The sequence below is a fragment of the Micromonospora ureilytica genome (assembly GCF_015751765.1).
GTDB lineage: Bacteria > Actinomycetota > Actinomycetes > Mycobacteriales > Micromonosporaceae > Micromonospora > Micromonospora ureilytica.
In genome coordinates, this window is the sequence record NZ_JADOTX010000001.1 from 3141032 (window position 1) to 3162414 (window position 21383).

At 72.1% G+C, this 21383-nt stretch carries 21 protein-coding genes; 9 read left to right on the top strand and 12 right to left on the bottom strand.

The window, feature by feature from the left end; all coding sequences use genetic code 11:
* Window positions 1-10: 10 nt before the first annotated feature.
* The 5 genes from IW248_RS14015 (at window position 11) to IW248_RS14035 (ending at window position 6071) form a co-directional block, all read left to right on the top strand.
* Complete coding sequence (locus IW248_RS14015) at window positions 11-1348, top strand: sensor histidine kinase (protein WP_196930192.1); 1338 nt, start codon at window positions 11-13, stop codon at window positions 1346-1348.
* Window positions 1345-2049, top strand: a complete 705-nt coding sequence (locus IW248_RS14020) for a response regulator (protein WP_124822290.1) — start codon at window positions 1345-1347, stop codon at window positions 2047-2049. The genes IW248_RS14015 and IW248_RS14020 overlap by 4 nt, the downstream gene beginning before the upstream one ends.
* Window positions 2050-2130: 81 nt before the next feature.
* The gene (locus tag IW248_RS14025; RefSeq protein WP_124822291.1) at window positions 2131-3024 is read left to right on the top strand and encodes an ABC transporter ATP-binding protein; all 894 of its coding nucleotides are present in this window, start codon (window positions 2131-2133) and stop codon (window positions 3022-3024) included.
* Window positions 3021-4082, top strand: coding sequence for an ABC transporter permease (locus IW248_RS14030; protein ID WP_196927331.1), 1062 nt, complete (start codon window positions 3021-3023; stop codon window positions 4080-4082). Before IW248_RS14025 ends, IW248_RS14030 begins: the two co-directional genes overlap by 4 nt.
* 177 nt (window positions 4083-4259) lie before the next feature.
* Complete coding sequence (locus IW248_RS14035; RefSeq protein WP_196927332.1) at window positions 4260-6071, top strand: carbohydrate binding domain-containing protein; 1812 nt, start codon at window positions 4260-4262, stop codon at window positions 6069-6071.
* A 74-nt stretch (window positions 6072-6145) separates the two neighbouring features.
* Here the strand turns inward: IW248_RS14035 and IW248_RS14040 are convergent, their stop codons facing one another.
* Window positions 6146-7174, bottom strand: coding sequence for a helix-turn-helix domain-containing protein (locus tag IW248_RS14040; RefSeq protein ID WP_196927333.1), 1029 nt, complete (start codon window positions 7172-7174; stop codon window positions 6146-6148).
* A 253-nt stretch (window positions 7175-7427) separates the two neighbouring features.
* Here IW248_RS14040 and IW248_RS14045 point away from each other — a divergent pair, with 253 nt between their 5' ends.
* A complete protein-coding gene (locus IW248_RS14045; RefSeq protein WP_196927334.1) occupies window positions 7428-8402 on the top strand; it encodes an RICIN domain-containing protein in 975 nt (324 codons plus the stop codon).
* Between the two features lie 12 nt (window positions 8403-8414).
* Here the strand turns inward: IW248_RS14045 and IW248_RS14050 are convergent, their stop codons facing one another.
* The 4 genes from IW248_RS14050 to IW248_RS14065 all read right to left on the bottom strand — a co-directional run bounded on the left by IW248_RS14050 (window position 8415) and on the right by IW248_RS14065 (window position 11077).
* Window positions 8415-9032 carry a ribonuclease FAU-1 family protein gene (locus IW248_RS14050; RefSeq protein ID WP_307787942.1) on the bottom strand — a complete coding sequence of 206 codons (618 nt, stop codon included), beginning with the start codon at window positions 9030-9032 and terminating at the stop codon, window positions 8415-8417.
* 111 nt (window positions 9033-9143) lie between these two features.
* Entirely contained in the window at window positions 9144-9896 is a 753-nt protein-coding gene (locus IW248_RS14055) for a YebC/PmpR family DNA-binding transcriptional regulator (protein WP_112583375.1), read from the bottom strand.
* 223 nt (window positions 9897-10119) lie between these two features.
* A complete protein-coding gene (locus IW248_RS14060; protein ID WP_196927336.1) occupies window positions 10120-10416 on the bottom strand; it encodes a hypothetical protein in 297 nt (98 codons plus the stop codon).
* Between the two features lies 1 nt (window position 10417).
* Window positions 10418-11077 carry an NADPH-dependent FMN reductase gene (locus tag IW248_RS14065; protein ID WP_196927337.1) on the bottom strand — a complete coding sequence of 220 codons (660 nt, stop codon included), beginning with the start codon at window positions 11075-11077 and terminating at the stop codon, window positions 10418-10420.
* Between the two features lie 104 nt (window positions 11078-11181).
* Here IW248_RS14065 and IW248_RS14070 point away from each other — a divergent pair, with 104 nt between their 5' ends.
* Window positions 11182-12033, top strand: a complete 852-nt coding sequence (locus IW248_RS14070; RefSeq protein WP_231397203.1) for a helix-turn-helix transcriptional regulator — start codon at window positions 11182-11184, stop codon at window positions 12031-12033.
* Window positions 12034-12049: 16 nt separating this feature from the next.
* On the opposite strand, the gene pdxT is transcribed toward IW248_RS14070, so the two are convergent.
* The 6 genes from pdxT to pgsA all read right to left on the bottom strand — a co-directional run bounded on the left by pdxT (window position 12050) and on the right by pgsA (window position 17157).
* On the bottom strand, window positions 12050-12655 hold the full coding sequence (gene pdxT / locus IW248_RS14075; RefSeq protein ID WP_196927339.1) for a pyridoxal 5'-phosphate synthase glutaminase subunit PdxT: 606 nt from the start codon (window positions 12653-12655) through the stop codon (window positions 12050-12052).
* A gap of 67 nt (window positions 12656-12722) precedes the next feature.
* Window positions 12723-13640, bottom strand: coding sequence for a pyridoxal 5'-phosphate synthase lyase subunit PdxS (gene pdxS / locus IW248_RS14080; RefSeq protein ID WP_196927340.1), 918 nt, complete (start codon window positions 13638-13640; stop codon window positions 12723-12725).
* A gap of 149 nt (window positions 13641-13789) precedes the next feature.
* On the bottom strand, window positions 13790-14293 hold the full coding sequence (locus IW248_RS14085; RefSeq protein WP_124823307.1) for a hypothetical protein: 504 nt from the start codon (window positions 14291-14293) through the stop codon (window positions 13790-13792).
* 81 nt (window positions 14294-14374) lie between these two features.
* Window positions 14375-15535 carry a glycosyltransferase family 4 protein gene (locus tag IW248_RS14090; protein ID WP_196927341.1) on the bottom strand — a complete coding sequence of 387 codons (1161 nt, stop codon included), beginning with the start codon at window positions 15533-15535 and terminating at the stop codon, window positions 14375-14377.
* 16 nt (window positions 15536-15551) lie between these two features.
* Window positions 15552-16484: a phosphatidylinositol mannoside acyltransferase gene (locus IW248_RS14095; RefSeq protein WP_196927342.1), complete on the bottom strand. Its 933-nt coding sequence runs from the start codon at window positions 16482-16484 to the stop codon at window positions 15552-15554.
* A 43-nt stretch (window positions 16485-16527) separates the two neighbouring features.
* Window positions 16528-17157, bottom strand: coding sequence for a phosphatidylinositol phosphate synthase (gene pgsA, locus IW248_RS14100; RefSeq protein ID WP_196927343.1), 630 nt, complete (start codon window positions 17155-17157; stop codon window positions 16528-16530).
* Between the two features lie 249 nt (window positions 17158-17406).
* On the opposite strand from pgsA, the gene IW248_RS14105 reads away from it, so the two are divergent.
* Window positions 17407-19563, top strand: a complete 2157-nt coding sequence (locus tag IW248_RS14105; RefSeq protein WP_196927344.1) for an elongation factor G-like protein EF-G2 — start codon at window positions 17407-17409, stop codon at window positions 19561-19563.
* A gap of 166 nt (window positions 19564-19729) precedes the next feature.
* On the opposite strand, the gene IW248_RS14110 is transcribed toward IW248_RS14105, so the two are convergent.
* A complete protein-coding gene (locus tag IW248_RS14110; RefSeq protein WP_196927345.1) occupies window positions 19730-20788 on the bottom strand; it encodes an aldo/keto reductase in 1059 nt (352 codons plus the stop codon).
* Between the two features lie 99 nt (window positions 20789-20887).
* Here IW248_RS14110 and IW248_RS14115 point away from each other — a divergent pair, with 99 nt between their 5' ends.
* Complete coding sequence (locus tag IW248_RS14115) at window positions 20888-21370, top strand: hypothetical protein (protein WP_231396307.1); 483 nt, start codon at window positions 20888-20890, stop codon at window positions 21368-21370.
* Window positions 21371-21383: the final 13 nt, after the last annotated feature.

Here is a 21383-nt window from a genome sequence, read left to right on the forward strand (position 1 = left end):
TCGTTCCCGGATGACAGTGGCACCGCGAGAGGATTGGCGTCGCCCGGGTCCAACGGCGGAGCAACGCCGAAACGACCTCTGGATCGGCCTGGGGATGACCGGGCTGGCGTTGGTCAGTCTGACCCTGGCCCGTAGCACCGGCGCGTTCCTGCTGGGCCCACCGCCGTCCGGGCCGGAGCAGCTGTTCTGGACCGTCGCGGTGACCCTCCCGTTGATCTGGCGACGACGCTGGCCGACCGCGACGGTGCTGGTCGTCGCTGTGGCGTTCATCGCCGCGCAGGCGCGCTCGGCCCCGGAGAGCCAGTTCTCCTCCTGGGCCCTGTTCTGCGCCCTCTACACCGTCGGCGCGTGGGGGCAGGACCGCCAACTGTCCCGCCGGCTGCGGATCGGCGTGATCGCCACGATGTTCGCCTGGCTCGGGATCTACTACGCGGTGATGATCGACCACATTCCGGCGGACACCTTCGCCGACGCGGTCGGGCCGGTGCCACCGGTGCTCGCCGCGATGGTCAACGGGGTGCTGCTCAACGTGCTGGTCTTCGGTTTCGCGTACTTCTTCGGCGAGACCGCATGGGTGGCCGCGCGCCGCGAGCACGAGCTGCGCGCCCAGGCCGAGGACCTGCGCCGGTCGCAGGCCGAGGCCCGGGAACGGGCGGTGCTCGGTGAACGCGTCCGGATCGCCCGCGAGCTGCACGACGTGGTCGCCCACCACGTGTCGGTGATGGGCGTACAGGCATCCGCCTGCCGACGCGTGTTCGACCGCGACCCGGGCAAGGCCCGCACCGCGCTGACCGCCATCGAGCAGAGCGCCCGTACCGCCGTCGACGAGCTGCGTCGGATGCTCGGCGTGCTGCGGACCTCCGCCGGCACCGACGCCGCGCCGCCGGTGGCCGGCGGCGTCGAACGGATCGACGAGCTGGTCGCGCGGGCTCGGACCGCCGGGCTGACGGCCACCCTCGGGGTGTACGGCGACCCGGTCGCGTTGCCCGACTCGGTCTCCCAGACGGCCTACCGGGTGACGCAGGAGGCGGTGACAAACACCCTGAAGCACGCCGACGCGGCCCTGCTGGACGTGCGGGTCCGGTACCTGGCCCGCGAGGTGGAGGTCGACGTGACCGACGACGGGCGGGGCGGTGGCCGGGCCGACACCGTCGGGTTGGGCCTGATCGGGATGCGCGAACGGGTCACCGCCCACGACGGCGACCTGGAGGCCGGGCCGCGAGCCGGCGGCGGCTGGCGGGTACGCGCCCGCTTCCCGCTGGCGGCGTCGGCGGACCCGCCGGTCGGCTCGCAGCGGGAGCCGAGCGACGAGCCCCGGGTGGCCGCCGGCACGGAGAGTTCGGCATGAGCGCCGCACCAGACGCGGGCCAGCCGGTCCGGGTGCTGCTCGCCGACGACCAGCACCTGGTCCGTACCGGCTTCCGGGTCATCCTCGAGGTGGAGGACGACATCGAGGTGGTCGGTGAGGCCGCCGACGGCGAACGGGCCGTCACCATGACCCGAGCCACGGCCCCCGACGTCGTACTCATGGATGTGGAGATGCCCGGGATGGACGGCCTGGAGGCCACCCGGCAGATCGTCGCCGACGGCCCCGGGGCGCCCGCGGTGCTGATCCTCACGACCTTCGACCGCGACGACTACCTGTTCGCCGCGCTGCGTGCCGGGGCCAGCGGCTTCCTACTCAAGAACGGCACGCCGGAGGAGCTGATCGAGGCGATCCGGGTGCTGGCCAGGGGCGACGGTCTACTCGCCCCGGAGATCACCCGCCGGGTGATCTCCACCTTCGCCCGACCCGGCGACCCGACGGGCACCGCCCACCGAGGCCCGGACGCCGATGCCGCGCTGGCCGAGCTGACCCCGCGCGAACGGGAGGTGCTGATGCTGCTCGCCGCCGGGTCGAGCAACGCGGAGATCGCCGCGACCATCCACCTGGGGGAGGCGACGGTGAAGACGCACGTGAGTCGCGTACTGGCCAAACTCGGCCTGCGCGACCGGGTGCAGGCCGTGGTGTTCGCGTACGAGAACGGGGTGGTCCGGCCCGGCGGATGACGGGCGTCCGCCGCGAGGTGGACCAGCCCGCTCACCCGTCGGGCGGACGGCGCGGCGGCGTACGCGATCTAGCGTGAGTGCGTGACCAGAACGCTTCGCCTCGACGGCGTCGACCGCAGCTTCGGCGACCGTCAGGTGCTCAGGAACGTGTCCTTCGAGGTGGCCGCCGGTCGGATGACCGGTTTCGTGGGCGCCAACGGCGCCGGCAAGACCACCACCATGCGGATCATCCTGGGTGTCCTCGCCCCCGACGCCGGCGAGGTGAGCTGGGGCGGCACGACGCTGACCCGGCAGGACCGTCGGCGCTTCGGCTACATGCCGGAGGAGCGGGGCCTCTACCCCAAGATGACCACCCGCGAGCAGGTGACCTACCTGGGCCGGCTGCACGGGTTGGACGCCGCCGCGGCACGGCGTTCCACCGACGCGCTGCTGGACCGGGTCGGGCTCGGCGAGCGCGGCGACGACCTGCTGGAGACGCTGTCGCTGGGCAACCAGCAGCGCGCCCAGATAGCCGCCGCGCTGGTGCACGATCCCGAGGTGCTGGTGCTCGACGAACCGTTCTCCGGCCTCGACCCGCTGGCCGTGGAGACCGTCGTGGCCGTGCTGCGGGAACGGGCCGCGGCCGGCGCGCCGGTGCTCTTCTCCAGTCACCAACTCGACGTCGTGGAGCGCCTCTGCGACGACCTGGTGATCATCGGGGACGGGGTGATCCGGGCCGCCGGCAGCCGGCAGCAGCTGCGCGACTCGTACACAGTGCCCCGCTTCGAGCTTGTCGTGGAACACGACGCCGGCTGGGTACGCGACCACCCCGGGGTGACAGTTGTCGAGCTGGACGGCGCCCGTGTGGTCTTCGACCTGCCGGCCGGCACCGACGAGCAGCCCGTGCTGCGGGCGGCCCTCGCGCGCGGTCCGGTCCGCGCCTTCCGCCCGGTCAGCCCCTCGCTCACCGAGATCTTCCGAGAGGTCACCCAGTGAACGTCACCCAGGCCACCCGGCTGGTCGCCGAACGCGAGATCCGGGTCAAGCTCCGCGACCGCACCTTCCTGTTCGGCACGCTGTTCTTCCTGTTGATCGCCGCGGCGGGCACCATCCTGCCGCCGCTGTTCTCCGGCGGGCCGTCCACAGTGGCGGTGACCGAGAGCTTGGCCGCGCCGCTGCGCGCCGCCGGGCTGGAGGTCCGGGTCGTCCCCGACGACCGGGCCGCCGAGCAGGCCGTCCGCGACGACGACGTGGACGCGGCGGTGGTCACCGGACCGGCCGTCCTGGCCATGGACGACGCCCCGGACGACGTGGTGAAGGCCCTGAGCACCCAGCCGACAGTCCGTCTGCTCGACCCGGACGCGGTCGACCCGGTGGTGGCGTTCCTGGTGCCGTTCGTCTTCGCGTTCGTCTTCTTCCTCACCTCGCAGACGTTCGGTGTGCAGATCGCGCAGAGCGTCATCGAGGAGAAGCAGACCCGGATCGTGGAGATCCTGGTCGCCGCCGTGCCGGTCCGGGCCCTGCTGGCCGGGAAGGTGGTGGCCGGGGCCATCCTGGCGTTCGCGCAGATCGCCCTGATCGCGGTGGTGGCGGTGCTCGGGCTGCAGATCGGCGACAGCGGAGGTCTGCTCAGCCTGCTCGCCCCGGCGATCGGCTGGTTCGTGCCGTTCTTCCTGATCGGCTTCGTGCTGCTCGCCGCCATGTGGGCGGCGGCCGGCGCGCTGGCCAACCGGCAGGAGGACATCGCCGCCGTGTCGACGCCGGTGCAGCTCGCCGTCATGCTGCCGTTCTTCGCGGTGATCTTCCTGAACGACAACGCCACAGCGATGCGGGTGCTCTCCTACCTGCCGTTCTCGTCGCCCACGGCCATGCCGCTGCGGCTGTTCACCGGCGACGCGGCCGGGTGGGAACCGATCGTCTCGCTGGTCATCCTGGTGCTCGCCGCCGGCGCGTTCCTCGCCGCCGGCGCCCGGGTGTACGAGGGGTCGCTCCTGCGCACCAACGGTCGGACCTCGCTGCGCACCGCCTGGCGGGAGCGGGAGACCATCGGCTGAGCACGACGGCTCGCCCGCGCGGGCGTCGGTGTCCTGATCGGATGCCGGCGCCCGCTGCTGTGCGGCACGGTTCCGAGCGCTGTTCGGTGGCCGCGAACAGCGAGAACGCTCCTACGTTGAGCCGATCCTCACGGCAACGACCTGGTCGTCGCCGGTCCCGGACCGGAAAGGCTCTCGATGTCCCCACCGATCAGCCCGCGGCACTACGACTTCGCACGGCAACTCCGTCGTCTGCTCAGCATGGTGCTCGCGGTCGCCCTCGCCAGCACCCTCACGGCCCTCGTCCGGCCCGCGCCGGCCACGGCCGCCCCGGGCGACCTCATCCTCAACGGCACGTTCGACAACGGCAGCACCCAGCCCTGGTGGACCCGGCTCGCCTCCACCAGCACGACCGTCAACGCCGGGCAACTGCGCGTCCGCACCAGCGCGACTGTCGGCAAGCCCGTCTGGGAGGACCTGGTCGGTCACTTCGAGTTCGGGGTGACGGCCGCACAGCCGTACCGGTTGCAGTTCGACGCCTCCGCCGACGTCAACCGCTCCCTGCGCGTCTCGGTCTCCCGGGCGGACACGCCCTTCACCTCCGCCGTCGACCAGAGCGTCGCGCTGACATCCTCGACCCGCCGGTTCACCTTCGACTTCGCGTCCCCGTTCGGCGACCCGAAGGCGGTGCTGCTGTTCCACTTCGGCGGCCAGGCCGCCTCGACGGTCCGGTTGGACAACATCTCGCTCACCCCGCTGGCCGTGGACCCGGCCACCGACCCGATCCTGTACTGGAACGGCATCCTGCTGGCCACGTACCGGGCGCTGGACCTGCCACCCACCGACTCGTCCCGCGAGGCCGCCATCCTGCACGCGGCGATGCACGACGCCGCCGTCTCGGTCACCGGAGTGGGCAACCCCTATCGGGTACGGGTGCCGGTCAGCTACCCCGGCACCATGGACAACGTCGTGGCACCGTCCCTGCACGCGGCCATCGACAAGGCGGCGTACGACGTGCTGACCGCGCTGTACACCCGGCACGGTCGTTCCTTCACCGTTGCCCTCGGCGACGCCGTCAAGCGCCGGCCGTCCGGTGTCAACGACGCCGAGGTGGCGCGCGGCGAGACAGTCGGCGCCGCGGCAGCCGCCGCCAACCTCCAGGCCCGCGCCAACGACGGCTCCGACAACACCACCGCGTACCCGGTGCAGGAGAACGTCCCCGGCGCGTGGCGGCCGACCAACGGCAAGGCGGCGGTCAGCCCGAACTGGGGCCTGGTCACCCCGTTCGCGCTCACCTCGGGCCGGCAGTTCCGGCCCGGCCTACCGGCCGGCGCCACCAATTACGAGGACCTGCTCGGCAAGGAGGAATACGACACCCAGGTGCGGGAGGTCCGCGACTACGGCGGTCAGGAGTCGTCGCTGCGGACCGACGACCAGACGCAGATCGCGTTCTTCTGGGCCAACGACCTGGGGGGCACGTACAAGCCACCGGGTCAACTCTTCACGCACACCCGGACCGTGTCGGAGCAGCGTCAGCTCGGCATCCTGGCCAACGCCCGGCTCTTCGGGCTGGTCGCCCTCTCCCTCGCCGACGCCGCCATCGCGGCCTGGGACGCGAAGTACCAGACATCGATCGACCTGTGGCGGCCGGTCACCGCGATCGAGGCGACGGAGGGCACTGGTTGGCAGCCGCTGTCGAAGACCCGCGAGGGCGTGCCGTACACGCCGGCCTTCCCGGCCTACATCTCCGGGCACGCCACCTTCGCGGGGGCCTGGTCCGCGGTGATGAAGGGATTCTTCGGCACCGATGCGATCGCCTTCGACGCCACCACCGACGATCCGCACGCCGTGGACGTGGTCCGGCACATGACCGGCTTCGACCACGCCGCCGAGGAGAACGCGCTGAGCCGGATCTACCTCGGCGTGCACTACCGGTTCGACGCGGAGGCCGGGCTCGCCACCGGACGTTCCGTGGGCGCGTACGTGTTCGCCAACCGCCTGCGACAGTGAATCGTCGGTCGGCGTAACGGGGGGATGCTCCCCGTCCGGTTCGTGGACCGGGCGGGGAGCCTCACGCGTGACCGCTACGCGGCGCAGTTCCAGTGGCCGAAGTCGCCGGTACGGGACCAGACCTCCCGCGCCGCCCTGATGTTCCACGCCGCGTCCAGCGCCGTCTGGCGGTCCACGCCGAACCGGGACACCTCCATGTCGCTGAACTGGAACAACCCCCAACGGCGCGATCCGTCCTCGACGACCTCCACCCGGTACGGATCCAGCCCGGACAGGCAGCGCGCCACCTGCACCGCCCCGGCCGGGTCCTCCGGGAACGTCCGCCGCAGATGTTTGCCGATCCGGTCCTCCGACCAACTGGGGGGCACCTTGCGATCGCCCGCCAACTCGTCGAACAACCGCTCGTCAGCTGTGCCACTGACCGGCAGGCCACCAAGCGCCTGGAACACCATCACCCGGCTGGTGGTGTCCGGGCCGAACCAGCCGTCGACCGGGACGGTGAGCCCGTCGGCCACCAGGTGCTCCTGAAGGCTCAGCACACAGGGGCCGTACATGCCCTGGCGCAACACCTCGGGGCAGCCGACGGTCGACGCGCTGTCCACTGTGGGAGGGGCGAGGGGTCGCAGCGCCCCGGACGCCCCGACCGTCAGGACGCCCAGCACCGCCAGCAGCGCCAGCCGAAGCCAGCGACGGGCCGGCCAGGGCGCTTGGGGTCGCGGCGGAACCGAGCCGACGCTCGGGCGGATGTCCGCGGTGACGGTCGTGGACGAGCTGGCAGGGGTCCGTTCCTCGTCGCTCTCCCCCCGACCCCGCTCGCCGAGGTGCGCCTCGAGGTCCCGCCGTGTCTCCAGCCACCTCTCGACCTCCGCCGCCGGAGTACCGCAGGCGGCCAGCAGCGCGACGACTGTGCGTTCCCGGGGCAGCGTCGTCCGCCCCAGCATCGTGGCGAGGGTGCTCGGTGGCAACCAGTGCCCGGCCGCCGAGGCGCGGCGGGCGAGTTCCCGATAGGTCAGGCCGGAACGCCTCCGCACGTCCCTGAGCATCGCCACGTACTCCCCCGCCGTGGCCGCCTGTGGCACCGGATCCCGGACAGCGTCATCCATCGAATCTCCCCGTGTCGTTGATGTGGTCGAGCCCGGACCACTGCCGGCGCGAGCCCGTCGGCCGTACACCGGTCAGCGGCGCGGCCGTCGATAAAAGACGCTAGATAGGCAGGTGGGCGAGGACAATGCCCTGGTCGCCGCGCTGCGCTGTCCGGGCAGCTCACGGGCCCTTGTCCGGATCTTGTCCGACCATCTCGGACAGTCACCCGGACCCCGCTTGCCTTCGCGTCCGCGCTGTCTGGAGAATCGTGCGATGACCACGGGGGAGCTACGACCGGACGAGGCAGCCGACCCAGCCGAGTTCATCGAGATGTTGCGTGACCTCAAGGACCGGTCGCGGCTGACCTACCGGCAGCTGGAGCAGCGCGCCGCGGCCGCCGGTGACGTGCTGGCCCGCAGCACCGCCGCCGACATCCTGCGCCGGTCCAGCCTGCCGCGACCCGAGGTGGTGGCCGCCTTCGTGCGGGCGTGCGGCGCGGAAGATCAGGTCGATACGTGGCTACGGGCCCGGCACCGTCTCGCGGCAGGTCAGTTCGCCCCGCCGTCGTCGGCAGCGGAGCCACCGCCGGTCGACGCGGTCACGACAGTGGCCCCGGAGGACCCTGACCCGGCCCGCCCACGCTGGTTCGCGCGGCCCGCGCCGCTGGCGCTGCTCGTCGTCGCCGCCCTGCTGGCCACGCTCGGCGTGGGCTTCTGGATCGAGCGACGCGACGACGAGCAAGGAAAGGCCCCATCGGCGGGTGACGGTGCCCGTTCGCCGAGCGCGGGGCTCAGCCAGATCCGCCCCGTCCGCAGCCCGCACCTCTGCCTCACCGAGGGTCGCGATCGCACCGGCCAGTACACCAAGGAGATAGCTGTCCAGCGGCCCTGCGGGGAGGCCACCCCACCGGACACCTCGCTGGAACCGGTGGCCGACGGAATGTTCTTCATCCACTGGGTCCACCCGGTGCTCGGGAAGGGCTGCCTCACCGTCCGCGACGAGGATCCCGGCCGGGACCTGCTCGAACCCTGGAACGAGGAGGATTGCAGCGCGGACAGGCCGAAGCAGGTGTTCCACTTCGAACCGGCCGGGGCGACGCCCGGCGCGTACCGCATCCGGCCCGACCGTAGCGAGTTGTGCGTCGGCCTGCGCGACGACGACAGCGACGTGTCCGACGCGGCGCTGGTCGAGCCGTGCACCGGCGGCCCGGATCAGGTGTTCCTGGTCAACGCGCTGCCCGGGAACTGACCTCGGCCCCGCTCAGCGTGCGGGCGGCACCCGGTCCCAGCCGGCGGGCAGCGGAGGCGCCGTCCAGGCGGGGTCGGGCCGCCAGGTGGCCCACGACGGGTCCCACCAGCGCTCACCCCCGTCGAGCAGGGCGGCGATCCGGTCACCCTCGGCCTGGATGGCGTCCCCCATGCCCGGGTAGCGCCCCTCGACGAGGCGCTGGGCGAACATCTCCACGTCCTTCCAGACGTACCGGTCGGCGTCCGCGGCCCACCACAGGTCCAGTTCGTGGTCCAGGGTGTCCACCCCGATCGGCGTACGCCGCACCGGGTCCTGCAGGTTGAAGTACCAACCGGCGAAGTCGCGGCCCGGCCCGGTCCAGAACACGTCGATCGAGTGCGCCTCACCGGGGCGTTGCAGCATCAACTTGCCGTGCCCGGACCAGGAGCGTTGCCCCGCCGCCTCCCACGGGTGCCGTCCGCACGGGAAGACGCCGGTCTCCGGGAAGCCGAACTCGGCCCCCGGTGGGAGGTAGAGGGCGAGCAGGTCAGGCGAATCCTCGACACAGATCGTCGGGCAGCCGAACCAGACCTCACCCCGGAGCACCTCACGCCGCACCACAGTGTCACCAGTCGAAAACCGCTCCCCCACCAAGCCCTCCAACCCTCACCGCGATCTTGCACTTTCTGTTGACGATTTGCCGCGAGCGACCCGGTCTGTCGGGTCAGAAAGTGCAAGATCGCGGCGGGGGTGGGAGTGAGGTCAGGCGTCTACGGCTGCCATCACGTCGTCGCTGACGTCGAAGTTCGCGTAGACGTTCTGGACGTCGTCGCAGTCTTCCAGGACGTCGATCAGCTTGAAGATCTTGCGCGCGCCCTCTTCGTCCAGCGGCACGTTGACGCTGGGGATCAGGGACGACTCGGCCGACTCGTACTCGATGCCGGCGTCCTGCAACGCCGTCCGCACGGGGATCAGGTCGGTCGGCTCGGAGACCACCTCGTACGCCTCGCCGAGGTCGTTGACCTCTTCGGCGCCGGCGTCCAGGACGGCCAGCATCACGTCGTCCTCGCTGGTGCCCTCCTTGGGGACGATCACCACGCCCTTGCGGGAGAACATGTACGACACCGAGCCGGCGTCGGCGAGCGAGCCGCCGTTGCGGGTCAACGCGGTGCGCACCTCGGTCGCCGCCCGGTTGCGGTTGTCGGTGAGGCACTCGATGAGCATGGCCACGCCACTCGGGCCGTACCCCTCATACATGATCGTCTGCCAGTCGGCGCCGCCGGCTTCCAGCCCGGAGCCACGCTTGACGGCGCGGTCGATGTTGTCGTTCGGCACCGAGCTCTTCTTCGCCTTCTGGATGGCGTCGAAGAGCGTCGGATTGCCGGTGGGGTCGCCGCCGCCGATCCGCGCGGCCACCTCGACGTTCTTGATCAGCTTGGCGAACATCTTGCCGCGCTTGGCGTCGATGACGGCCTTCTTGTGCTTGGTCGTCGCCCACTTTGAGTGGCCGGACATCTTCTACCTCCGTTGCTACCCGCCGTCTGCATCGACCGCACCGCTCACGCCCCGCTCCCGCCGGCGCACGCGGAGGTGCCGGTCAGCTCTGGTGGAAGCCGTGGCGGGCAGATGGCCCTGCCGAATCTCCGCAATCCTACCGACGTCCCCCGGGTCGCTGTCATGCACCGCGCGCGGCGACCTCCCCGTACGACCAAAACGGGCATACGGCCGGAAAACGGAGTCACATCACGAATCCGTACGACCCCGTCACCGTGCACTCGACCATCGACAGCTCGTCGCACCGATCATCCAGCCCGGCCCGGTAGCGCTGAAACGACTCCATAGCGGGCAGCGGGCCGGGCAGGTCCGGGCCCTGCGCGACCTCGACGAAACTCCGACCACCGTCGAGCCGCACCGTCAGGTAGCGCAGCCCGGCGGGCTTGGTCCGGGCCAACTCCTCGTGGACGGCCCCGAGCAGCCGCAGATGTTCGGCCAGGTGCTCGGGACGCACCCGGTACCGGATCAGGATGGTCTCCATCTCAGCCCACCAGCTCCGCGGTGCCGGCCGCCACCCGTGCCGGGTCGACCGGACGCAGCGCTCGGGACCAGGTCACGACCTCGGCGAGCATGGTGGACAGCTCCGCCTCCCGGCCGTCACCAGGCGCGAAGCGGCCGGCGGTCCGGTCACCCGGGTCGGCCCCGGTGAAGTCGAAGTCGGTGAAGATCGACAGCGCCACTCCGGTCGGCACCACCACCGTCCGTACCTCGGTCAGAATCGCCCGCAGGTGGTCGGCTGCCCGGTTGCCACCCTGCACGCCGTAGCTCAGCACCCCGGCCACCTTGTCGGTCCACTCCGCGTACAGGTAGTCGATCCCGTTCTTGAGCGCGGCCGGGATCGAGCGGTTGTAGTCCGGGGTCACGAAGACGAAGGCGTCGCAGGCGTCCACCACCGCCGCCCACCGCCGGGTGTGCGGGTGCCGGTAGTCGCCGAACAGCGCCGGCACCGGCTCGTCGAGCAGTGGCAAGTCCTGCTCCGCGAGGTCGACAAGCGTGCAGACGGCGTCCCCGGCGCGTACCGCCTCGTGCCGCTCGGCCACCTCCATCGCCCAACTGGCGATCGCCGCGCCGCGCCGGCCGGGACGGGTGCTGCCCACGATCAGCCCGATCCGCAGCGGTCCTGTGCTCTGTGTGTCAGTCATGACCACGATCCTGTGGCCGACGGGACGGGCCGGGGAGACCGCCGCGAGGATGGCCCTGCCAGGGCCACCCACCGGCCAGTGCCGGCTGCCAGACTAAGTCGGTGATGGACGGAGAGCTGGGCGCGTTCCTGCGCAGTCGCCGCGAGGCACGGCAGCCGGCCGACGTCGGCCTCGCCGAGGGCCCCCGCCGACGCACCCCCGGGCTGCGCCGGGCCGAGCTGGCGACGTTGGCGCAGGTGAGCGTCGAATACCTGACCCGGCTGGAGCAGGGTCGCGACACCCGGCCGTCGCCGGAGATCCTCGCCGCGCTCGCCGACGCGCTGCGCCTGGACAGCGCCGACCGCGAACACCTGCGCCAGCTCGCCTCGGCTCAACACGCCCGACAGCTCTGCGCGGGCGACCGTCCGACGGTGTCCCGCACCGTCCGGCCAACGGTCCGCGCGATGCTCGACGCGCTGCGCGACACCCCGGCGTACGTGCTCAACCGGCTCGGCGACGTGCTGGCGTGGAACGAGCCGTTCGACGTGCTCGCCCGCCCACTCGGCCTGCTGGACGGGTCGCGACCGAACCTCATCTGGTTCGTGCTGACCGACGAGCGGGCTCGTGAGCACTATCCGCAGTGGTCGTCGCTGGCCGACCAGCAGGTCGCGGAGCTGCATCTGCTGCGTCGGGGCGATCCGGCCAGCGACGCCTTCGCCGAGCAACTGGCCCGTACGGTGGGTGCGCCGTTCGTCGACAGGTGGCGGCGGCGACCGGTCACCGCCGCGCGTGGCGGCCTGCTGACGGTACGCCACCCGGCGGCGGGGCTGTTGCGCCTCAACGTCGAGACCCTGGAGTTGGCCGAGGCCGATCCGCAGCGACTTGTGGTGCAGTTGCCCGCCGACGCCGCCACGGCGGCCGCGCTCGACCAGCTGGCGGGCCGCCGCCCGGGGCACCTGCGGGCGGTCGCCGGCTGAGCGACGGGTCCCCCGGTCAGGAGGTGGCCCGCACCAGGTCCACGAAGTACGCATGCACGCGCAGGTCGCCGGTCAACTCGGGGTGGAACGAGGTGGCCAACAGGTTGCCCTGCCGCACCGCCACGATCCGGTCGGCGGCCGGGCCGTCGGTCACCGTCCCGATCACCTCGACTCCGGCGCCGACCCGTTCCACCCAGGGCGCGCGGATGAACACCGCGTGGAACGGCTCCCCCGGCACACCGGCGACGGTCACCGGCGCCTCGAACGAGTCGACCTGCCGGCCGAACGCGTTGCGCCGGACGGTCATGTCGATGCCGGCGAAGCCCCGCTGGTCGGGTCGGCCGTCGAGCACCTCGGTCGCCAGCATGATCATCCCGGCGCAGGAGCCGTAGACCGGCATGCCGTCGGCGATCCGCTTCTCGATCGGCTCGCGCATCTCGAAGATGTCGGCGAGCTTGCTGATGGTGGTGGACTCGCCGCCGGGGATGACCAGGCCGTCAACCGCGGCCAGCTCCGCCGGACGGCGGACCGGGCGGGCGTCCGCGCCCGCCGCGGCCAGCGCCGCCACGTGCTCGCGGACGTCGCCCTGGAGGGCGAGCACACCGATCACGGGTACGGCCACGTGTCCGTCACCAACCCTTCTTTCGCTCGCGACTGCGGGGCTCGCAAGAGCGGCTCACTCCTCGCGCTCACCAACCGCGTTCGGCCAGGCGGTGCGGCTGCGGGATCTCGTCGACGTTGATGCCGACCATCGCCTCGCCGAGACCCCGGGAGACCTTGGCCAGCACGTCCGGGTCGTCGTGGAAGGTGGTGGCCTTGACGATGGCGGCGGCCCGCTGAGCCGGGTTGCCCGCCTTGAAGATGCCGGAACCGACGAAGACACCCTCCGCGCCGAGCTGCATCATCATCGCCGCGTCCGCCGGAGTGGCGATCCCGCCCGCGGTGAACAGCACCACCGGCAGCTTGCCGCTCTCGGCGACCTCCTTGACCAGCTCGTACGGGGCCTGCAGCTCCTTGGCCGCGACGTACAGCTCGTCGGCCGGCAGCGAGGCGAGCCGGCTGATCTCCTGGCGGATCTTCCGCATGTGGGTGGTGGCGTTGGAGACGTCACCGGTGCCCGCCTCGCCCTTGGAGCGGATCATCGCCGCGCCCTCGGTGATCCGGCGCAGCGCCTCGCCCAGGTTCGTCGCGCCACAGACGAAGGGCACTGTGAACGCCCACTTGTCGATGTGGTTCGCGTAGTCGGCCGGGGTCAGCACCTCGGACTCGTCGACGTAGTCCACGCCGAGCGACTGGAGGATCCGTGCCTCCACGAAGTGACCGATGCGGGCCTTGGCCATCACCGGGATGGAGACCGCCTCGATGATCCCGTCGATCATGTCGGGGTCGCTCATCCGGGACACCCCGCCCTGCGCGCGGATGTCGGCGGGCACCCGCTCCAGGGCCATCACCGCGACGGCGCCGGCGTCCTCAGCGATCTTGGCCTGTTCGGCGTTGACGACATCCATGATCACGCCGCCCTTGAGCATCTCGGCCATGCCGCGCTTCACGCGGGCGGTGCCGACGACGGGGGCGGTACCGGCGTTCGAGACGGTGTTTTCGGGCACGGGTCATCGCTCCTTGGACGTGCTCTGGGGGTGGCAGCGAAATGCTACGCGCGGTTCAACGCCGTTCCGACAGCCAATCAGACCCCCGGTGGCCTGCACTGTGGCAGTGGTCACCGGCCCGACGTGGCAGCCACGACGACCGTCGGAGATCAGGCGGCGGGGACGTCCGCCGGGACGACGAGGGTCGGGTCGTCGATGTCGAAGTAGCGCGGCCACTGCCGGCCCCGCCCCATCCGCAACAGCCGCACCAGCGGCCGGCTGCGCGCCGAACGGGCGTCCCGGACCAGGTCGGTGTGCACCTGCCGGGACAAGGCGAGCCGACGGCTGGCGGCGATGACCGCCGCGCAGCTCGGATCGTTCGGGTCCAACTGGACGCTCCGCAACTGCCGGGTGAGGTCGTTCTCCGCCGCCTCCCGCTCGTCCGGGCTGGCGTCCAGGGCGATCCGGGCCGCCGCGTACAGCTCGACCCCGAAACGCCGCTCAGCCAGGACGGCGGCTGCCGCCGCGCGGCGCAGCAGGTGGGCGTCGAGGGCCCGGGCCGCCAGCTCCGCCCGGCCCTGCAGCCGTTCGACCCGGCCGGCGGTCCAGATGAGGTACGCCGCGACCAGCCCCACGACCACGCTTCCGGCCACCACCCACCACATGTGCGGCATCGTAGTGCTGCTCCGTTTCGTCCGATTGGGCGCGGCCGGACCGGTCCCGCCGGTCACCACCGCACCATCCGTCACACCGGCTCAGCCCAGCCCCACCCATTCCTGGTCGATGACCCGCCCGTCGGTTGCCTCGATCGCCGCTGCGTATACCTCCAGAACGCGCCGAGCAACCACCGGCCAGTCGAAATTAGCGACCACCTGATCGCCGCAGGCACTCAGCGTGGCCCGCCCGGCCGGGTCGTCCAGCAGCTCACTCAGCACGTCACGCAGCCCCACCGAGTCGCCCGTGGGGAAGAGGCGACCGGCCCGCCCACCGTCGAGGACCCGCCGGAACGCGTCCAGGTCACTGGCGACCACAGTCGTACCCGCCGCGAGGGCCTCGGTGAGGATCATTCCGAACGACTCGCCGCCGGTGTTCGGTGCGACGTAGAGGTGCGCGCTGCGCAGCATCCGCGCCTTGTCCGCTTCGCTGACCAGGCCGAGGAACGTGATCCGCTCATGCAGTTCGGCGGGGAACTGGTCGTACAGGTCGTCGGGGTCACCCGGGCCGGCGACGAGCAACCGCAGACCGGGCCGGGTGGCGGCCAACGCCACGAACGCGTCGCGCAGCACCGGGAAGCCCTTGCGAGCCTCGGTGAACCGGCCCAGGAAGCCGAGCGTGCCACCGGTCCCGGCCGCGCACTCCCCCGGCCAGCCCGGCAACGGCTCGGCGTCGGCGAACTTGGCCACCGCCACCCCGTTGGGGATCTCCACCGCGCCGCCGTCCATGTGCTCGACCTGCACCTTGCGGGCCAGCGCGCTCACCGCGATCCGGGCCGTGATCCGCTCCAACACGATCTGGAGCACACCCTGCGCGGCGGCGAGGACCCGCGAACGGGTCATCGCGGTGTGGAACGTGGCCACCACCGGGCCACGGGCGGACAGCACGGCCAGCAGGGACAGGCTCAGCGTGAGCGGCTCGTGCACGTGCAGCACGTCGAAGTCGCCGTTGGTGATCCACCGCCGCACCCGGGCGGTCGACACCGGGCCGAACGCGATCCGGGCCACCGAACCGTTGTACGGCAGCGGAACGGCCCGCCCGGCGGACACCACGTACTCCGGCAGCGGCGAATCCTCGTCGGCAGGCGCGAGCACGCTGACCTCGTGGCCCAGCGCGATCAGCGCCTCGGCGAGGTCCATGACGTGGTTCTGCACCCCACCGGGCACGTCGAAGGAGTACGGGCACACGATGCCGATCCGCATGCGTCAGCCCACCTCCTCAGGCCTGGCCGGGGGCCGACGAGGACCGCGCCGCGCCCTCCCCTGACCTCGCCTGGTCCAGCCACATCCGCTGCAACATGTGCCAGTCTTCCGGATGTTGGGCGATACCCGCCGCCAGACGGTCGGCGATCAGCTGGGTCAGCGATCGGACCCGCTGGTCCAGCGGCCCCACCTCGGGCCCCGGCACCGGCAACGGACCAGCCAGCGACGCACAGGCGGCGTCCGGTTCGTACCACAGCGAGGCCACGTAGAGCGGCGCACCGGTGTGCAGCGCGAGCAACGCCGGCCCGGCGGGCATCCGGGTCTTCCCACCGAAGAAGTCCACCTCCACCCCCCGGGCGGAGAGGTCCCGGTCGGCCAGCAACGGCACCACCGCACCGGCCCGGAGCCGGTCCAGCAACACGTCGAACGCCGGACGCGGCCCCCCGTGGGTCGGCAGGATCTCCATCCCCAGACTCGCCCGGAAGGCCAGGAAGCGCTTGTACACGCCCTCCGGCTTGAGCCGCTCCATGACCGTGGTGATCGGCCAACCGGTGGCCGCCACCCAGGCGCCGGCGGCATCCCAGTTGCCGGCGTGCGGCAGCGCCACCACCGCGCCCCGTCCGGCGGCCACGTCGGCGGCGAGCAGCTCGGCGCCGTCGAGCCGGAAGGCGGACAGGATCTGCGACCGGCTCAGGGCGGGCAGCCGGAACGCCTCCATCCAGTACCTGGCGTAGGAGCGCAACGCGCGCTTGACGAGATCGTCCAACTCGGCGTCGGGCAGCTCCGGGCCGACCACCCGGCGCAGGTTCGCGCGCAGTCGGGCCGTACCCCCGCCACCGGCGCGATGGGCGCGGTCCGCGCCCGCCCGGAACGCCGCCGCCACCAACGGCCGGGGTAGCGCGCGGACCACCCGCCACCCGGCCATGTAGCCCAGCTCGGTGAGGTTCACGCGACTCGGCCGCCGGTCTTCCGACGGGTCGCCGGCACGCCCCTCACGCCTGGCCGTCCGGCTGGAGCTGCTGGGCCTGGCGGTAGACGTGCGCCATCCGCTGCCCCACCGTGAAGATCGACACGGCGGCGAGCAGCCAGAGCGCGATCTCCAGGGCCGGATCGACACCGACGCCGGTGAGGATCCCGCCGACCCCGACGATCAGCAGCCGCTCGGTGCGCTCGGCGATGCCCACGTTGCAGGTCATGCCGAGCCCTTCGGCGCGAGCCTTCACGTAGGAGACCAGGCTGCCGGCGGCCAGGCAGACCAACGCGGCCGCCACCCCGGAGTAGTTGCTCTGCGTGGCCAGCCAGTACGCGACCGCGCCGAAGACGGCGCTGTCGGCCACCCGGTCCATGCTTGAGTCGAGAAATGCCCCGAACTTGGTGGAGCCACCGCTCATCCGGGCCATCGTCCCGTCGAGCAGGTCGGTGAGCGCGAACAGGGTGACGATCAACGCGCCCGCGACCAGGTGGCCGCGAGCACCGAAGCCGAGCGCGCCGACGAGCACACCAACGGTGCCCGCGACGGTGACGGCATTGGGGGTGACGCCCGCGCGCAGCAGGGCGCGGGCAATCGGCTCGACGACGCGGGTCATCCCCGCGCGGGCCGACACTTGGAAGATCTTCGCCATGGCGGTCCCCACGATAACGGTCCGCCCAGCTCCGGCGATACGGACGGTACCGCCGACCCGCCCGGGGGAGGCTTGTGCCTACCCGGCAACGGGTGTGAGATCGAGCCGGGAGGTGAGCCAGCTCACCCGTCCACCCGTCCCGTTCCCGCTGTGCAGCAGACCACCGGAGGATGACGCCGCGCACTCGCCCCGGGCCGCTACCCGTCGCGCGGCGGTCGCCACCACCACCGGCTGAGGGAGGTGCGCCCCATGGCGCAGAAGAGTCACGACAAGGGTTCCACCGGCGGCACGCCGGTGGTGACCGAGCCCGAGCGCGTTCGCAACGTGGTGCTCGTCGGGCACTCCGGGGCGGGCAAGACCACACTGGTCGAGGCCCTGCTCGCGGCGACCGGCACGATCGGCCGCGCCGGCGCCGTGGCCGACGGCACGACTGTCGGCGACCACGACCCCGCAGCCGTACGCCAGCAGCGCTCGGTCAGCCTGTCCTGCGCGCCGCTGCTGCACAACGGCATCAAGGTCAACCTCCTGGACACCCCGGGGTACGCCGACTTCGTCGGCGAGCTGCGCGCCGGGCTGCGGGCCGCCGACGCCGCGCTCTTCGTGGTTTCCGCCGCGGGCGGGATGGACGCGGCCACCGTGGCGCTGTGGGAGGAGTGCGCCGCCGTCGACATGCCCCGCGCGGTCGCGGTCGCCCGACTGGACCAGCCCCGCGCCGACGTCGACGAGACCGTGGCGCTCTGCCAACGCCTCTTCGGTGACAACGTGATGCCGCTCTACCTGCCGATGCTCGGCGACGACGGGGTCTCCACCGAAGGTCTGCTCGGCCTGATCACCCGCCGGGTCTTCGACTACAGCAACGGGCTCCCCGCCGACGTCCGCGACCCGGACCCGGAGCACCAGCGGGCCATCGACGAGTCCCGCGACGAGCTGATCGAGGGGATCATCGCCGAGAGCGAGGACGAGACCCTCATGGACCGCTACCTCGACGGCGAGGAGATCACCGACGAGGTGCTCATCGACGACCTGGAGAAGGCCGTCGCCCGGGGCCACTTCTACCCGGTGGTGCCGGTCTGCGCCCAGACCGGTGTCGGGCTGGACGTGCTGCTGGAGGTGCTGACCGCCGCGTTCCCGTCGCCACTGGAGCACGAGCTGCCGGCGGTGACCGGCGTGGACGGCTCACCGCGTCCACCGCTGAGCTGCGACCCGGCCGGGCCACTCGTCGCCGAGGTCGTCAAGACCACCGTCGACCGCCACGTCGGTCGGGTCTCGCTGGTCCGGGTCTTCTCCGGCACGCTGCGCCCCGACCAGACCGTGCACGTCTCCGGGCACGGCATGGCCGAACGCGGGCACCCCGACCACGACGCCGACGAGCGGGTCGGGCACATCTACACCCCGCTCGGCGCCACAGTGCGTGAGGTGTCGCTCTGCGTGGCCGGCGACATCTGCGCGATCACCAAATCGGGCAGCGCCGAGACCGGCGACACCATCTCGACAGCTGACGACCCGCTGCTGATCGCTCCCTGGGAGATGCCGGAGCCGCTACTGCCGGTGGCGATCGCCGCCCGTAGCCGCGCCGACGAGGACGCCCTGGCCCGCAACCTCTCCCGCCTCGTGGCCGGCGACCCCACGCTGCGGCTGGAGCGCAACCCGGAGACCCACCAGCTGGTGCTCTGGTGCATGGGCGAGGCACACGCCGACGTGGTGCTCGACCGGCTACGCGCCGGCGGCGTCGAGCTGGACACCGAGCCGGTCAAGGTGTCGCTGCGCGAGACGCTGACCGTGCCCGCGAAGGGGCACGGCCGCCACGTCAAGCAGTCCGGCGGCCACGGCCAGTACGCGGTCTGCGACATCGAGGTCGAGCCGCTGCCCCGCGGCAGCGGCTTCGAGTTCGTCGACCGGGTCGTCGGCGGGGCGGTGCCGCACAACTACGTCCCGTCCGTGGAGAAGGGCGTCCGCGCCCAACTGGAGCGCGGGCTGGTCGCCGGTCACCCGGTGGTGGACCTGCGGGTGACTCTGGTCGACGGCAAGTCGCACAGCGTCGACTCCTCCGACGCGGCCTTCCAGACCGCCGGCGCGCTGGCGCTGCGCGACGCCGCCGAGCGTGGCCAACCGGCCCTCCTGGAGCCGATCGACGAGGTCACCATCCGGGTTCCGGACGGCTCGGTGGGCACGGTGATGGGCGACCTGTCCGGCCGACGCGGCCGGGTGCTCGGCACCGAACCGGACCCGGACACCGAGGGCCGCACCCTCGTCCGCGCCGAAGTGCCGGCCACCGAACTGCTGCGGTACGCCGTCGAGCTGCGCTCCATGACGGCCGGCACCGGTACCTTCCGCCGCCACTTCGTCCGCCACGACCCCATGCCCGCCCACCTGGCCGACCAGACCCGCAAAGAACAACTCCCCTAACCCCCACCGCGCCCGCGATCCGCCCGGCCCTCGCGATCCGCCCGACCCCCGCGATCTTGCACTTTCTGTTGCCTCTATGTCGGTATTGCAGCATAAGTACCCGCAGAAACTGCAAGATCGACGCGGGGCGCGGGGCGGGGGGCGGGGCGGGGGCGGGGCGGGTTGGTTACGGGTGGACTGTGGGGTGGGTGGGGCGGGGCCAGTGGGGGCGGTCGGCGTCGCGGAGGGCGGCGGTGCGGACGGCGGCGAGCTGACGCTCCACCTCGACGAACTGGTCCGCCGGCAGCGGGCCCCGGTGCAGCGCTGCGGCGTTCTCCTCGACCTGGGCGACCGTACGGCAGCCCGGGATCGGGATGGTGCGACCGCTGCGCGCCCAGATCCAGCCCAACGCGCCCTGGGCGAGGGTGCGCCCGTCGGCGGTGAGCGCGGCACGGACCGCGCCGACCCGGCGCAGCCACTCCGGTGCCGGCCGACCGCCCCGGAACCACTCCAACCAGCCCGGGGCCAGCCCGCGTACGTCGTCGCGGGGCAGTGTCGACCCGGCCGAGTACTTGCCGGTGAGCAGCCCCATCCCGAGTGGACCCCGGTTGACGCTGGCCAGGTCGTACTTGTCGCAGACGGCGAGCAGCTCGGGGGCGTCGCGCAGCACCGACAGGGTGTGTTGCACGGCGGTGGCACCGGCGGCGGCGTGCCCGAACGCGGCAGCCCGGTCGGGGCGGTCGGTGCTCCACCCGTACGCGCGGACCAGACCCTCGGCCACCAGGTCCTCGCAGGTTCCGATCAGCGCCTGCGCCCTCGGCACCGACAGGTCGGCCAGGTGCAGCTGATAGAGGTCGATCCGGTCGGTGCCCAACCGGCGCAGCGAGGCGGTCACGGCACCGCGCAGGTACGCGGGCGACGCGTCCTCGCCGGTGGCCTGCCGAGCGGCCTCGTCGAAGGTGTAACCCCACTTGGTGGCGATCACGGCCTCGTCGCGGCGACCGGCGAGCGCGCGACCGAGCACCCGCTCACCGTGCCCGGCCCCGTACGTGTCGGCGGTGTCGAAGAGGGTGATGCCCAGATCGAGGGCCCGGCGTACCGCCCGCACCGACTCATCGTCGTCGACAGCGCCCCAGCCCAGCGGCTGGGCGCCCTCCGCCCAGGGCCCGCTGATCGCCCAGCACCCCATGCCGAGGGCACTGACCTCGATGCCGCTGCGGCCCAACGTGCGTGTCGTGACTGCCATCGGCCGATCGTGCCACCTCGCGCGGGCCGGGGCGTAGCAGATCCTGCGGTCCGCCATGCGGGCGCACGGCGACGGTCACGGTGCGGCATGATCGACGCCATGCGACGGCTCGGTGTGGACATCGGCGGTGTGATCATCGAGCCGGCCGACGACGACGCGGACACGTCGTTCTTCGGCGCGCACTACCTGCGTACCCCGGCCGTCGTCGGGGCGTTCGACGCGCTCGCGGCACTCGGCCCGGCGTTCGACGAGGTGCACCTGGTGTCCAAGTGCGGGGAGGCCACCGAGCGGCGTACCCGTGAGTGGTTGGCCCACCACGACTTTCCGGCCCGCACCGGCATCGCCGTCGAGCGGGTGCACTTCTGCCGCACTCGACCGGACAAGGCGCCGATCGCTCGACGCCTCGGCCTGACCCACTTCGTGGACGACAAGCTGGAGGTGCTCGGCTATCTCGACTCGGTGCCGTACCGCTTCCTGTTCCGACCTCGCAGGGCCCAGGTCGCCGCGCACGCCGCGCTGCTGCCCCACGTACACCGGGTGGAGAGCTGGTCGGAGCTGACCCCGCTGCTGCGCGCCGACTAGCCGGACCGGTGCG

What these genes read in the sequence shown, in the direction of transcription:
- IW248_RS14045 (WP_196927334.1), top strand. Translation starts at nt 7,428, where the DNA reads ATGACCACGGGGGAGCTACGACCGGACGAGGCAGCCGACCCAGCCGAG.
- IW248_RS14110 (WP_196927345.1), bottom strand. Translation starts at nt 20,788, where the DNA reads ATGGCAGTCACGACACGCACGTTGGGCCGCAGCGGCATCGAGGTCAGT.
- IW248_RS14015 (WP_196930192.1), top strand. Translation starts at nt 11, where the DNA reads ATGACAGTGGCACCGCGAGAGGATTGGCGTCGCCCGGGTCCAACGGCG.
- pgsA (WP_196927343.1), bottom strand. Translation starts at nt 17,157, where the DNA reads ATGGCGAAGATCTTCCAAGTGTCGGCCCGCGCGGGGATGACCCGCGTC.
- IW248_RS14085 (WP_124823307.1), bottom strand. Translation starts at nt 14,293, where the DNA reads ATGCCGCACATGTGGTGGGTGGTGGCCGGAAGCGTGGTCGTGGGGCTG.
- IW248_RS14070 (WP_231397203.1), top strand. Translation starts at nt 11,182, where the DNA reads ATGGACGGAGAGCTGGGCGCGTTCCTGCGCAGTCGCCGCGAGGCACGG.
- IW248_RS14065 (WP_196927337.1), bottom strand. Translation starts at nt 11,077, where the DNA reads ATGACTGACACACAGAGCACAGGACCGCTGCGGATCGGGCTGATCGTG.
- IW248_RS14020 (WP_124822290.1), top strand. Translation starts at nt 1,345, where the DNA reads ATGAGCGCCGCACCAGACGCGGGCCAGCCGGTCCGGGTGCTGCTCGCC.
- IW248_RS14090 (WP_196927341.1), bottom strand. Translation starts at nt 15,535, where the DNA reads ATGCGGATCGGCATCGTGTGCCCGTACTCCTTCGACGTGCCCGGTGGG.
- IW248_RS14055 (WP_112583375.1), bottom strand. Translation starts at nt 9,896, where the DNA reads ATGTCCGGCCACTCAAAGTGGGCGACGACCAAGCACAAGAAGGCCGTC.
- IW248_RS14035 (WP_196927332.1), top strand. Translation starts at nt 4,260, where the DNA reads ATGTCCCCACCGATCAGCCCGCGGCACTACGACTTCGCACGGCAACTC.
- IW248_RS14115 (WP_231396307.1), top strand. Translation starts at nt 20,888, where the DNA reads ATGCGACGGCTCGGTGTGGACATCGGCGGTGTGATCATCGAGCCGGCC.
- IW248_RS14105 (WP_196927344.1), top strand. Translation starts at nt 17,407, where the DNA reads ATGGCGCAGAAGAGTCACGACAAGGGTTCCACCGGCGGCACGCCGGTG.
- IW248_RS14040 (WP_196927333.1), bottom strand. Translation starts at nt 7,174, where the DNA reads ATGGATGACGCTGTCCGGGATCCGGTGCCACAGGCGGCCACGGCGGGG.
- IW248_RS14060 (WP_196927336.1), bottom strand. Translation starts at nt 10,416, where the DNA reads ATGGAGACCATCCTGATCCGGTACCGGGTGCGTCCCGAGCACCTGGCC.